A 13,979-nucleotide genomic window follows, 5' to 3' on the forward strand; every position below is an offset into this window, starting at 1 on the left:
CACAAAGATTCAATGCTTACTTTCACATTTGAACAACTATAAATAGATTTAAAGGAGAGGTTTTATGATGAAAATTAAAGAATTCATTGCACAATCATATGATGATTTAAAAAACTTAACAATCAATGGGTTTAACATTTTAGTGCTAGCCGTTTTCGTTATTTTATTAAGTAGCTTTACAACACCTATAATTGGTATACCTGCTGGACTATTAGGTGGCGCTTATTATTTAAAACGTCGTGAAGAAAAAAATCAATAATCTTTTAATTATCGAAGCTAGGCAACTAACATGTTATATATGTGGCAGTCACTGACATATGTTGTAACATATTAGCAAATTAACGTGTTATCATCCGTGTTCGCCTTGCCGAGATGGGATGAGGTTATAATTTTTGAAACAATTGATATTTTCCCACCTCATTTTTTACATTATTTATGTTTTAGTAACATATAGATGACATAAATTTAAATTTATTTTTCACTGTCTAAAGGCGCTACGACAGCCTATTATCATTTTTGAAGCATTACGAAAAAATTATTTTTCACAAATAGCTGTACATTATCGTCAATGATGTGTATAGTTGGACTTACGTAATAAAAGCTCGTGAATTTAATTGTAGTGTATTTGTTTAGAATATCCTCTTTTTAAGTTATGAATTTGTTACAAAATATTAAGTGCAAAAGCACATGGAGGTATTCTATATGAATAACGGTACAGTAAAATGGTTTAACGCAGAAAAAGGTTTTGGTTTCATCGAAAGAGAAGAAGGCGGAGACGTATTCGTACATTTCACTGGTATTGCTAGCGATGGCTACAAAACTTTAGAAGAAGGTCAAAAAGTGACTTTCGAAATTACTGAAGGTCAACGTGGAGACCAAGCAGTTAACGTACAAACTGTTTAATCTTATATATGATAAAAGCCAGCTCAAATGAGCTGGCTTTTTTATATCTATTTTTAGATCAACCGGGTCGTTGTCAAATTCAGTTGATGTATAAATTTTGGGTTCTCTGTCAAATTAGACTGATGTATAAATTTTGAATGTCATATAATCAATTTAAATCAACCTTGTTTGCCATACGATATGGTGCGATGGACATTAACGATAGAAAGACAGCGTTCATCTTCTAACCTTTCTATCCGCTTCACATCACCTATTTAATAATATCTATCAATTCTTTTTTCGATGCTGAACGTGCTGGAATCCAACCAAAGATAACTCCAATTAATGTCGATACACCTACTGCTAAGATTACTGAGGATAGACTGACGGAACTCTTAACCATGTCAGGCGTAGCAAGATCTACTAACCACGCAATAATGATTCCTATAATTAAACCTATGATACCTCCAATAATACATAGCACGACGCTCTCCACTAAAAATTGAATTTCGATATCTCGTCCTTTGGCCCCAAAAGCACGTCGAATAGCAATTTCTTCTGTACGTTCGGCAACAGAAATATACATGACATTCATCACACCTATACCGGCAATAAATAACGATATACCTGCAACTGCTGCGACAAAGTATGTAATTGTATCCAATACTTTGCCAATGGATTTCATCATTTCTTCATTATCAACAAAGGCATACTCACCTTCAGAAATACCCGATGCTTTCTTATTCAGCTCTTTTTGAACTTTCTTTGCCACATCTTTTTTATTGTAGCCATCAGCAACAGTCACTTTAAGTTGTGGTATTCCCTGGGATAAATCACTCATATAGACATCAAACGTCTTTGATGGTACCTGTGCTACCGTTTTTAAAGGCATACCAGCTTCATCAGTACCACTAGCATCACCAATACCTACAACTTTAAATCCTTCTCCATTAATATAAATGGTTTTGTTGATAGCATCATTATTGAATACTCTTTTAGCGAGTTTACTATCAATAACTGCGACTTTTTGTTGTAATTCATTGTCATCTTTTGAAAAACCATGCCCTTTATCAACAGTAGTCACTTGTGATTTTTTTTGAACATTGACATCACCACTACCATGAACATTCGTGGTCTTCGTAGCATATGAACTATCCTTGTTTTCTTTTATATTAGCGCTTTTTACACCTTTAACTTGTTCGGCAATGCTAATATCTTCCTTATTGAAAGGATTGTTTTTAGGTGGTTTTAAATTTTCCGTATTAAAATTGATGGTTGCCTGATTCTTACCCGCACCTGCATCATTAAATTGTTCACTCGTCGTTTTCTTAAAACCATTACCTAATGACATAATGGTAATAACAGCTGCAATACCTATAATAATACCAATCATTGTAAAGATGTTACGTCTTTTATTTTTTAAAATTGAACGAAATGCCACAGCAATGACATTAGAAAAATTACTCATGTATCAGCACCTCTTCCTTTTGTACGCGACCATCCAGAATATGAATGATACGATCCGCACGTGCTGCTACTTTAGGATCATGTGTCACCATAATCATTGTCGTACCTTTTTCTTTATTTAATTTAACAAAGAGTTCCATAATATCCTTTGATGTTTTAGAATCTAACGCACCTGTGGGCTCATCAGCAATAATAAATTTAGGTTCATTGACAATAGCACGCGCAATAGCGACACGTTGTTGTTGTCCACCAGATAATTTATTGGGTAAGACATTTTCCTTATCTTTAAGACCGACATCATGCAGTCTGTCTAATACTTTTTGTTTTCGTTCTTTACCACTCATACCATTGTAAATGAGGGGTATACTAACATTTTCTAAAATCGTATTATTTTGGATCAGTTTAAAGTTTTGAAAGACAAAGCCTACTGTTTTATTTCGTATTTCAGCAAGTTTATTATCAGAGCTTTCTTTGTAATTATTACCGTCAAAAAGATAGTTACCCTCATACCCACGATCAATGAAACCTAAAATATTAATTAGAGTACTCTTACCTGAGCCTGAAGGTCCCATAATAGCTATAAACTCACCTTCAGCTACGTTGATATTAATATCTTTTAAAATGTGGTTGGTTTCATTACCATTTTTGAAGTATCGATTGACGTCTTTTAGTTCAATCATGATGACACCTCAACTTTTTCTCCATCATTTAGATTTCCTTTAGGATTTTTAAGTACTTTATCGCCTGCTTTTAGACCTTTTTTCACAATAATTTGTCCGTTATTTCTATCAATTTTAATTTCTCTTTTATGAATTTTATTGTTGTTATCAACTACAAAAACTTGATTATCTTTTGTTAAGACATTGTTAGGTAATTTCATTGTTTTTAATGGTATTTTGGCATCTAAAGATAGTCCCGGTCTAACTGGAATATCAAGATCTCCGATAACTACAGTATATTTAGATGGTTCTCCTGCTTTACCACCTGAAGGCACATTAACTGTTGGATTAGAAGCCTGTGCTGCTGATGCTTGTTCTTCATTACCTTGTTCTCCACTTGCACTGTTGGCAGCGCTACTTGCACTTGTCCCACTGTTAGCACTATCTTCAAAGCTTGTGGGTAATTGATTAATTTTAATAATCTTACCTTCACCTTTTTTACCGTTACTATTAATCGCAACATTGACTTTATCTCCAACCTTAATCTTATCTATATCAAATTCAGAAACCGTTGTTTTAATTTCAGGTTGATTAGAAATTAATTGCAAAATAGGCTGACCGTCGCCCACATTTGACTCATTTTGAATATTAATTGTCCCGTCGAATGCAGCATACATACTGTCATTAAGTTGTCTGTCATGTTGAGATAATTGTTGTTGCGCATCATTTAAAGCACTTTGATCTTGCGTTAACTTTGTTTGTAATTGTTGGTTATTAGGACTTTTATTAATTTCTTCATAATCTTTATTGACTTGTTGTTGTGCTTGGTCAACTTTATTAGCAAGGTCTGTTCTTTTACTTGCATTAGTATTATAGCTAATGAGTTGAGTTCCTTGCTTCACTTTTTGACCATCTTCAACAGCAGCACTTAAAAATGTCCCAATTTGACTATTATTATTATATGTTTTAACAGATTGAGGTGATGCTTTACCTTCAATACTAATAGGTGTTTCTTCTTTTACTTTATATGTATCATAACCATTACTACTTTTATCACCAGAGTGATTCACTTGTTTAATAATAAAAGCGATAGCTAGTAGTAATACAACAATAACTATAGCTATAATTGTCCAAATGATTGTCTTTTTCTTCATATGTATAGCGACTCCTTATCAATTTTTTATACTTGAATGATAACATATAAATTATATTTATCATATTTAATGTAAAACTTTATAATTAAAAGTAGTTTATTTAAATTAAATAATTGAAATCATCAATAAAAATAACATGAAGGTATTTTATTAATTTAATTATAATGTTATGCTTACGATAACTTATAAGAAGGAGATGCTTAAAACATGGAAGAGTCAAAATTACCTTTTGTCGAACATTTTTACAAATTACGTACGCAACCAAAATGGTTAATTAAACTAATTTCACTATTCATTATTGGTATTATTTCTGGTTTTGTAGCATATAAAGCTATTCCTATGGATAGTATACCTAAAATAGAAGGCGTTTCTAGTGATCAACAACAATCAATATATATGATGTCGACGATTGTTGGTGGTGCCTTTGGTACTGTTTTTAGTGCCATTATTGTCTTTGTTATTTTCTTAGTAATGTCAAAAATTCTAAAATCTGATGTTGGTGCACTAAGTTTATTCTCTGCGGCATTTTCATACTCCATCATTATTGCTATTTATGGTTTAATTGTTAATTTGATTACTTTAGTTGCAGGTATTAATCCACTTGACACTAGAATAGATAGCTTAAATATTTTTAGTAAAGGCAATGTATTATTATCCACTATCAATCTAGAAGTGATATTGAAAGCATTGTTAACAGGCATTGTATATTTTGCAACAAGTCGTTTATCTAAACGTACATCTATCATTTTAGCCATTGTTGCTTTAATTTTATTAATTATTACAGGTATGACAGGTTCTTCGATGTCACAAGGCATGCAAGGTATGGCTAACTAATTATTGTAGCCACTTTGAATATATAGACAGCAATTGTTAAGTCGTTTGATTTAATGATAGTTTATTGTATCTATCATAACGACTCGATGATTGCTGTCTTTTTATTTATGATAGAAAGTAAGATGTTATGAGTATACTACTCAATAGGTCTTAGCACCTACTTTATCGCGTAGTTTGTGAATTCTTCTAAGACACCCTCTAGACATCCTACGTTCACTGTTAATTAAAAATAATTTTAAATCTAATAAAGATTAATTTCATTGTGATTGTAATTTTAATTTTTTGGGTAATTAAATATTACATAACTTTTTTAATTGAAGGAGTGTAATTTAATAATGACTAAAATAATCGACACACATGCACATTTATGGAACGAAGATTACCTAGATAAACTAGGTAAATTAGGAAGTAAAGGGACTGAAGTCGCTAAAGGAATTAACCAATCTGCGTCTAAAGAAGATTTAAATAAACGTTTTAAAGATATGGATGATAGTGGTGTTGATATGCAAATTCTTTCAGCTACGCCGCAATCACCACAATGGGGCACAAAAGAAGAGGCACATCAGTGTGCTAATGATATTAATGATTTATATCGTTCTTTAGTACAACAATATCCAGACCGCTTCTTAGCATACGGTGCTGTATCGTTACCATATGTAGATCAAGCTATTGAAGAGGCTAAGACATTATTACAACAAGAAGAATTTGTAGGTATTGCTATTCCAACTATTGTTAAAGATAAAGTATCTATTGCTGACAAACAATTCGAACCATTCTTTGAAGCTATCAATGACTTACACGGTACATTATATATACATCCAACTGGTTGCGGTGCGCAAAGCCCACTTGTCAATGATTATACTTTAGAATGGGTCATTGGTGCGCCTTTAGAATCAACATTTATCACTTTACATCTTTTAAAAAATAATATTCCTCAGCAATACCCAAATATTAAATTCCATATTTCACATCTTGGAGGTGCTTTACCATTCTTTATGACTCGTATTAAGGATAATTATGAAGATTGGAATGCCTTTGATAGTGATCCATGGGAAATTTTAAACAAGCAATTTGTTTATGATACAGCAAATTTCCACGAACCATCATTAATCAATTCTGTGGAAACATTTGGTGCAGATAAATTTATGATGGGGTCAGACTTCCCTTATTTCCAAGATGAAAAATATAAACGTAGCGTTGACTACATTAAAAATAGTCGTTTAGATCAAGCTGATATTGATGGCATACTTAGTGGTAATGCTATTAAGTTTTTCAATATTAATCACAAACATTAGTTATTATATCGAAGTGTGAGTGGAACAGAGTTAAAATATCAGTCTCTCTAAACATTAGAAAGGTTCTCTATTTTTCAGGACTGATGAATAAAAAGTGAATAGTTTAAAATATAAATTATTTTGAAGCCGAGACTCCTGAGGGACCGGGCCCCAACATAGAAAAATTCTATAAATAGAATTTTTACTGTAAAGTGCAAGTTGAGGAAGCAGTGCTAGTCGAAGACCGGGGCCCCAACACAGAGAAACTGATTTAATCAGTTTCTACAAGTATTGCCAGTTGGGGTAGGCTGAGACAGCACCCTTGGAAGGGACCCAACACAGAAAAACTGGTTATCCAGTTTTTTCATGCAATGCAGGTTGGGCATAGCGAGGCTTAAAAAATAATTATGTATCAGTCCAATTTGGGAGAGAACCATTAGAAAAAAGCTATTCTAGCATAACAAAGCACTATAAAAGGCTATATGACTCAGTATAATAAACGTTACTGTAGTCGTATAGCCTTTTTAAATCATATCAAATGCTGTCATAATTTTCGTTAAAATGTTACGAATATATCGTTCATCAAGTACGTGGGGTTTAATCAAAATATTAAAGTAAATTGGTGAAAATATTAAATCTATAAACATGTCTTGTTCTGCTACTATGACATACGGACTTATAATTTCTTTTATTTTTTGTCTATTAATTTCAAAATATTGTTGTAAGAACAGCGTCTTAGCATCGGTCTGTCGTTCACTAATTAGTATTTCTAGTACTGCTCTCCCTACATGTGTTTTATAAATTGACATTACTTTAATAATAAAGCTATACAAATCATCAAATACATCGTCATGTTTTGGATCAATTAACTCAAGTTGATCCACAAACATACTCATAATAATAGCGTATTTATCTGACCATCGTCGATATATTGTTGCCTTAGAAATCCCTGTATTATCAGCTATTTCATCAATGGTAATTGCTGATAATGGCTTCGTATTTAATAATTTATCTATTTCTAAATATATTTTATGATTTACTGTTGGATCTTTCGGTCTTCCAGCCATATTTCTCCACCCTTTTATGTGTAATAAACTCAACAATTTCAAATATAATAACTGCACTTACAAACCATGATATAAATCCAACAACGATACTTATTAACCACATATGAGTTACATTTAACATTAACCATGTTATCAAAATACTGATTAGTACACCAGTCATACCAAATACCGCACCACGACTCACATGCATTGCTATTTTATCTCCATATTGCATACCAGTAATAAACATGGAAACTAAAAATACTGCAGGAAATGTTGCGAATATACCGCCAAATTCTTTCCATGGTAATACTACGGATACAATGTAACTTAATAATACTGCAAATCCACCCACTAAAAATTTAATTGCCACTAATTTCATTTTATAAATCCTCCAATTATTGATATATTTCATATTTTTGTCATCTATAAAGATATAGTTATTAAGTTATAAATGGCGTACAGTAAATATAACTAGAGAAACAATGAACCAACACACTAAAGTAAATACTGTTCCACGCTTATAACCTTTATGTTTAATATAAATGGAAGTTAAAAATACTGTGACAATACATGATATGATACCAACTATAGCACCAATACTTAGGCTCATCGACATGTTTATGAGCTCTGAACCTCTGTGATCAATAGCTAATGCAATGACAGCAGCTAAGAAGACTGCAGGCATCGTTGCAATAATACCGCCTAATTTACCTCCAACCTTGTCTGCCATAATTGATGCTAATGCAACTGCAAAACCACCAATAATAAAATGAAGTATTGCACTTGAAATTGAAAACATATTAATCTGACCTTCTTTTTTAGATTATTACTAAACGAAACGTTTCGTTTAGTAATAGTGTAAATCTTATTTTTAGCTATGTAAAGACAATTAAACTATTATACAGAAACGAATCATTATCTAGCACTTTCTATGCTACTTACATGTTTCACGTAAAACAATATGCTTAGCCAAGTATGATTGAAGAGTCAGTTATCAGGTTAATGACGACTGTCAACGAGTCATTTAACCATGTATTGTTTGAAATAATTGAAGCAACACCGTCAATCTAAGAGAACTCTTACTAAAACGAGTTAGCTGCAGCAGTATTGCGGATATTTAATTAACAATGAATTAACATTCAAATCTTAATCCAAAAGATCTTAGTCATCTGCTTTGCCAATAATATATCAATGAGCAATATGCACTTTACTTTCTATCTAATCGAGTAGGAGGATAACCATTATTTGATTATCCGTCCTCTCACACCACCGAGCGTACGGTTCCGTACTCGGCGGTTCAATATCTTGCGTAAGCCGCCTCTGCGAGTTGGGTTAATGATTTCAAACCCCACTTGTAGAGCCATTTTGTTGTAAGTGCACGATGAACCTCATGCGTTGATGATAATCGCCAGTATTTCTTTCTTGAATTGGCAATTTTCATTGCACTATTATGGTCAAGTCCATACTTGCGTAACATCTTATATTTGGTTTTTATTTTCTTCCATCTTTTTAATATCAGTTGCCTAATGCGATGATGTAGCCAAGACTCTATGTCGGTAATAAATCCATTTATAAAACCTTTGCCAAAATAGTTAATCCAACCTGTTGTGACTTGATTAATTTCTGTTATAATTTGTTGGAAGGTTCCTGGTCTACTTCGTCTAGTTATCCACTTTAAGTTGCGTTTTAAATTTCTTTTTGCTTCCATAGTGGGTCTGAAACGACAAGTGCCATTTACTTTGATCATTAGACAACTCAAGACTTTAAACGGGTTGGTGAACCTACCTTACTTTTGTCTGTATTGACTTCAAGTTTCAGTTCTTTTTCAATGAATGTAGTTACACTATTCATGACACGTTCACCTGCTCGTTTTGTACGTACAAAGATGACGAAGTCATCTGCATATCTGACAAAACGGTGTCCACGTTGTTCCAGTTCTCTATCCAGTTCATGTAGATAGATATTACAGAGTAGTGGTGATATTACACCACCTTGAGGTGCACCTATCTTTCTTTCTGCGACTTCGCCAGATAGGTCAATGGCACCGACTTGTAAACTTCTACGGATAAATGTTGAGACTGCTTTATCTGAGATATGTCGTTCAAACAAATACATGAGTTTGTCATGATTAAGTTTGTCGAAACATTGTTTCAAATCACAGTCTACGGCAACCTTATAGCCTTCTTCATAGTAAGTAGCACATGCTTTAAGTGCAGTGCCTGTACTATGATTGGGTCTAAAACCATGGCTATGTTTGGAGAAAGTACGGTCAATACTAGGTTCAATGACTTGTTTAATTGCTTGTTGTATCACTCTGTCTCTTGCGACAGGGATACCTAGTACGCGCTTTTTCCCATTTGATTTGGGTATTTCGACTTTCCTTACTGCTTGTGGCTTGTACGTGCCATCAAGCAGTTTTTGTTTTATTTGTGGAAAGTATTGTGCGAAATGTGCAGGCAATTCACTGACTTTCATGCCATCGATACCAGGTGCACCGTTATTTTTCTTCACTTTCTTGATTGCTTTTTGTATATTATTGTCTCTTACAACAAGCTCCATCGTAGATGGAGACTCACGATACATTTCTTTCATTTCACCTAAGATTTACTATACGCACTCATATATCCTTTTTCGTTCCACTACTTATCTTTCTATGAGTTGCCAATCAGTGATTGTATTCTGTACGTCGTAAATCTCTAACCTCCACTCTTTACTTTGTATGAATATTGTTCAGTCCTTCGGTACATTTTCCCTACTATGACGTCTGCTGACTTCTCATTATTCGTTGTTACTACGATTGTTTAATCGCTAATGAGACCTCCCCGGGTAAGATGCAACCACTTTCCACTCATACCACCGCATCATTTACTATATAAAACTTGGGTAGTATCGGACTTTATCTTGTTTTGCAGATTTATCCATTTTATATAGCCTTATATGATATTTCTGTTCGTCAGTGCGAGTGTTTGTGTCCGACTTCCTTCAGATTCCACTTCACAATGGACACCCTTGTCTTTCACTAACAGTTCCTACTACCAAGCCTGTAACGGACTTTCACCGTCAAGTTGTTGCTCATGCCGGGCGCACAAAAAAGTGATATAGAAGCAGATTAACTTCCATATCACTTTATCATTAGCGTTTATAAATACGTATTTTAATTTCGTAGTAATCTTCATGATCTTTATCTTTATGTTCAACATGTAAACCTGATTGTTGTATAGCTTCTATACTTTTTCCAACTTCGTCTCTTGCTTGAGTAACATCTTGCGCAAATTGTAAGTTTTGAGCCTTAACTTTCTCAGGTCCAGTTTTTTGACGAACTCTATCTTCAGTTTGTTTAACATTTAACTTTTGAGCAATCACTTGTTCAATTAATGGTTCTTGTTCTTCTTCAGGCAAAGAAAGAACAGCTCTAGCATGTCGTTCTGTTATTTTACCTTCACGCAATCGTAATAAGACATTGGGTGCCAATTTTAGTAAACGCAATTTATTAGCGATAAAACTTTGGCTTTTCCCTAAACTTTTAGCTAACTCGCTTTGTGTGGTATCCCCAATTTCTAATAATTTTTTATAAGCTTCTGCTTCTTCAACTACTGATAAGTTTTCTCTTTGAATATTTTCGATTAAAGCAACTACAGCTGTTTCTTCATCATCCATATCACGAATAATAACATCAGCTTGAGGTAAGTTTAATGATTGCATTGCTCTAAAACGGCGTTCTCCAGCAATAATTTCATACATATCCTCTTCTATCGGTCTTACTACTATGGGTTGTAGCAATCCATGTTCATGTATAGATTCAGCAAGTTCTTTTATTTTATTCGGTTCAAATACTTGTCTTGGTTGATAACGATTGGGAACGATACGCTCAATTTGAATGGATTCAACATTGCTGCTGCGATCTTCTTCTATTTGTCCAATGATGTCATCTTTGTTTTTTAAACCAAATAATTTTGAAAAAGGTTTTTTCATTATCCATTCGCTCCTTTTAAATTAGTTGTAAAGGATTATGTGTTATTTTTCAAGTAAAGGAGTTTTATTTGGCGTACCTGGTTTTCTTGGATACTTTTTAGGTGTTTGTCTTTGTTTATTAATAACAAACATTTGTCTTTCTCCAGCATCCTCTGGCAATTCAAATGTATAGGTTTCCTCTACATTTCCACCTAAAACATGAATTGCAAACTGGGCTTCTTCGAGTTCTTCTTCACCTTTTGATGATTTTAAAGCAATAAATTGTCCACCCTTTTTGACAAGTGGTATACATAATTCACTCAACACTGATAAACGAGCAACAGCTCTAGCAGTCACAACATCATAAGACTCCCTGTAGACTCCCTTACCAAAAGTTTCAGCTCGATCATGTATAAAGCTTACATTTTGAAGACCTAATTCAGCTGCTAAATGATTTAAAAATTGAATGCGTTTATTTAATGAATCTACAATAGTTACTTTAAGCTGAGGAAAAATAATTTTTAATGGAATACTAGGAAACCCTGCGCCAGCACCAACATCACAAACAGTGATTTCTCGATTGAAATCATAGTAAAAACTTGGTGTGATCGAATCATAAAAATGCTTCAAGTACACATCATGTTCGTCTGTAATACTAGTTAAGTTCATTTTGTCATTCCATTCAACAAGTAACGCATAGTAGGTTTGAAACTGCTCTTTTTGAGTTGCTGTTAATTCAATACCATGATTTTTTAACTTTTCAGCTAGCCATTCTACTGTCATTGGTCAGTCACCCTTTGAAGTTTACCTTGCTCTAAGTAAACAAGTAATATTGAGATATCAGCTGGATTAACACCTGAAATTCTTGATGCTTGTGCTATATTTAACGGTTTTACTTCTGCTAATTTTTCACGTGCTTCTGTTGCTAAGCTATCGACTTTGCTATAATCCAAGTCTTCTGGAATTTTCTTTTCTTCCATACGCTTAACTTTTTCAACTTGTTGTAAAGATTTATTAATGTAACCTTCATATTTAGTTTGAATTTCTACTTGTTCTTCTACGTCAGCTGATAATTGATGTTCTTCTTCAAGAATATCTAAAATGATATCATATGTCATTTCTGGTCTGCGTAATAAATCTATTGCTAAAATACCGTCTTTCAAACGTGAGCCACCATGTTGTTCAACAATGGACTGTGTATGTTCATTTGGTTTGATACGAATCTCTGATAATCGTTGTATTTCAGCGTCTATTTGGCGACGTTTGTCATTAAATTTTGCATATCTTTCTTCAGAAATCATACCTAATTCATAACCAATGTCTGTTAGTCTTAAGTCAGCATTATCATGACGAAGCAATAGACGGTATTCTGCGCGAGATGTTAATAAACGATATGGTTCATTAGTACCTTTTGTTACTAAATCATCAATTAATACACCAATATAAGCATCAGAACGACTTAAAATTTTCTCGCCTGTTCCTAATACCTTACCAGCTGCATTAATTCCAGCCATAATACCTTGTCCAGCCGCTTCTTCATAACCAGATGTACCATTAATTTGACCAGCAGTATATAGATTTTTAATAGCTTTAGTTTCTAACGTTGGCCATAACTGTGTGGGAACTATTGCATCATATTCAATAGCATAGCCAGCTCTCATCATATCTGCTTTTTCAAGACCAGGTATCGTTTCTAACATTTGACGTTGTACGTGTTCAGGTAAACTTGTTGACAGACCTTGCACATATACTTCGTTCGTACTACGACCTTCTGGTTCTAAGAACAATTGATGTCTAGGTTTATCATTAAAACGAACAAATTTATCTTCTATAGAAGGACAATATCTTGGGCCTGTCCCTTTAATCATTCCTGAATACATAGCTGATAAATGTAAATTGTCATCAATAACTTTATGTGTATCACCATTTGTATAAGTTAACCAACATGGTAATTGATCTAAAATATATTCTGTCGTTTCAAAACTAAATGCACGACCAACATCATCGCCTGGTTGGATTTCTGTTTTAGAATAATCAATGGTCTTAGCATTAACACGTGGAGGTGTACCAGTTTTAAAACGAACAATATCAAAGCCAAGTTCTCTTAAGTTGTCAGATAATGTAATTGACGGTAATTGATGATTGGGACCACTAGAATATTTCAAGTTTCCTAAAATGATTTCACCACGTAAAAAAGTACCTGTTGTTATAATGACGGCTTTAGCATGATATTCCGTACCAATATTTGTACGGACACCTTTCACTTCATTATCTTCAATAATTAATTCATCTACCATACCTTGCATGATATGTAAGTTTTCTTCATCTTCTAAGACACGTTTCATTTCTTGCTGATACAGTACTTTATCTGCTTGCGCACGTAAAGCACGTACTGCTGGACCTTTACCTGTATTTAACATACGCATTTGAATGTGTGTTTTATCTATTGTCTTAGCCATTTGTCCGCCAAGTGCATCAATTTCACGTACTACAATACCTTTAGCTGGTCCACCAACAGATGGATTACATGGCATAAACGCAATATTATCTAAATTGATAGTTAACATTAACGTATTTGCTCCACGTCTTGCTGAAGCTAAGCCGGCTTCTACACCAGCATGACCTGCTCCTATTACAACTACATCATATTCTTGTGTCACAATTTAAGCCTCCTTGATTATTATCTTTCATTTTAGACTGCTAACCGTC

General features: G+C 33.6%; 13 protein-coding genes and 1 pseudogene. 4 read left to right on the top strand and 10 right to left on the bottom strand.

Going from position 1 to position 13,979, the window contains the following annotated elements:
- Nucleotides 1-67 precede the first annotated feature (67 nt).
- Both CD113_RS00280 and CD113_RS00285 read left to right on the top strand, forming a co-directional pair.
- Complete coding sequence (locus tag CD113_RS00280; protein ID WP_002463851.1) at nt 68-259, top strand: VraH family peptide resistance protein; 192 nt, start codon at nt 68-70, stop codon at nt 257-259.
- Between the two features lie 443 nt (nt 260-702).
- Nucleotides 703-903 (top strand): cold-shock protein, encoded by a 201-nt coding sequence (locus tag CD113_RS00285; protein WP_002463850.1) that lies wholly within the window; start codon nt 703-705, stop codon nt 901-903.
- A 250-nt stretch (nt 904-1,153) separates the two neighbouring features.
- On the opposite strand, the gene CD113_RS00290 is transcribed toward CD113_RS00285, so the two are convergent.
- The 3 genes from CD113_RS00290 to CD113_RS00300 are packed head-to-tail and all read right to left on the bottom strand — an operon-like array spanning nt 1,154 to nt 4,162.
- Nucleotides 1,154-2,350 (bottom strand): ABC transporter permease, encoded by a 1,197-nt coding sequence (locus tag CD113_RS00290; RefSeq protein ID WP_002463849.1) that lies wholly within the window; start codon nt 2,348-2,350, stop codon nt 1,154-1,156.
- Entirely contained in the window at nt 2,343-3,029 is a 687-nt protein-coding gene (locus tag CD113_RS00295; RefSeq protein ID WP_002463848.1) for an ABC transporter ATP-binding protein, read from the bottom strand. The genes CD113_RS00290 and CD113_RS00295 overlap by 8 nt, the downstream gene beginning before the upstream one ends.
- Nucleotides 3,026-4,162 (bottom strand): efflux RND transporter periplasmic adaptor subunit, encoded by a 1,137-nt coding sequence (locus CD113_RS00300; protein WP_002463847.1) that lies wholly within the window; start codon nt 4,160-4,162, stop codon nt 3,026-3,028. Before CD113_RS00300 ends, CD113_RS00295 begins: the two co-directional genes overlap by 4 nt.
- A 207-nt stretch (nt 4,163-4,369) precedes the next feature.
- On the opposite strand from CD113_RS00300, the gene CD113_RS00305 reads away from it, so the two are divergent.
- Both CD113_RS00305 and CD113_RS00310 read left to right on the top strand, forming a co-directional pair.
- Entirely contained in the window at nt 4,370-4,996 is a 627-nt protein-coding gene (locus tag CD113_RS00305; RefSeq protein WP_002463846.1) for a YIP1 family protein, read from the top strand.
- A 335-nt stretch (nt 4,997-5,331) separates the two neighbouring features.
- Complete coding sequence (locus CD113_RS00310; protein WP_002463845.1) at nt 5,332-6,291, top strand: amidohydrolase family protein; 960 nt, start codon at nt 5,332-5,334, stop codon at nt 6,289-6,291.
- A 503-nt stretch (nt 6,292-6,794) separates the two neighbouring features.
- Here CD113_RS00310 and CD113_RS00315 read toward each other — a convergent pair.
- The 7 genes and pseudogenes from CD113_RS00315 to mnmG form a co-directional block, all read right to left on the bottom strand.
- On the bottom strand, nt 6,795-7,337 hold the full coding sequence (locus tag CD113_RS00315; protein ID WP_002461630.1) for a TetR/AcrR family transcriptional regulator: 543 nt from the start codon (nt 7,335-7,337) through the stop codon (nt 6,795-6,797).
- The gene (locus tag CD113_RS00320) at nt 7,300-7,698 is read right to left on the bottom strand and encodes a DUF3147 family protein (RefSeq protein ID WP_002461631.1); all 399 of its coding nucleotides are present in this window, start codon (nt 7,696-7,698) and stop codon (nt 7,300-7,302) included. Before CD113_RS00320 ends, CD113_RS00315 begins: the two co-directional genes overlap by 38 nt.
- A 66-nt stretch (nt 7,699-7,764) precedes the next feature.
- Nucleotides 7,765-8,118: a DUF3147 family protein gene (locus CD113_RS00325; RefSeq protein ID WP_002461632.1), complete on the bottom strand. Its 354-nt coding sequence runs from the start codon at nt 8,116-8,118 to the stop codon at nt 7,765-7,767.
- A gap of 498 nt (nt 8,119-8,616) precedes the next feature.
- Nucleotides 8,617-9,902 (bottom strand): annotated as a pseudogene (gene ltrA, locus CD113_RS12970) (group II intron reverse transcriptase/maturase).
- A gap of 549 nt (nt 9,903-10,451) precedes the next feature.
- Nucleotides 10,452-11,291, bottom strand: coding sequence for a nucleoid occlusion protein (noc, locus tag CD113_RS00335; protein WP_002461633.1), 840 nt, complete (start codon nt 11,289-11,291; stop codon nt 10,452-10,454).
- A gap of 42 nt (nt 11,292-11,333) precedes the next feature.
- A complete protein-coding gene (gene rsmG, locus CD113_RS00340) occupies nt 11,334-12,053 on the bottom strand; it encodes a 16S rRNA (guanine(527)-N(7))-methyltransferase RsmG (protein ID WP_002461635.1) in 720 nt (239 codons plus the stop codon).
- Complete coding sequence (gene mnmG, locus CD113_RS00345; protein ID WP_002461637.1) at nt 12,050-13,930, bottom strand: tRNA uridine-5-carboxymethylaminomethyl(34) synthesis enzyme MnmG; 1,881 nt, start codon at nt 13,928-13,930, stop codon at nt 12,050-12,052. The genes rsmG and mnmG overlap by 4 nt, the downstream gene beginning before the upstream one ends.
- Nucleotides 13,931-13,979: the final 49 nt, after the last annotated feature.

It is taken from the genome of Staphylococcus simiae, assembly GCF_002902085.1.
Classification (GTDB): domain Bacteria; phylum Bacillota; class Bacilli; order Staphylococcales; family Staphylococcaceae; genus Staphylococcus; species Staphylococcus simiae.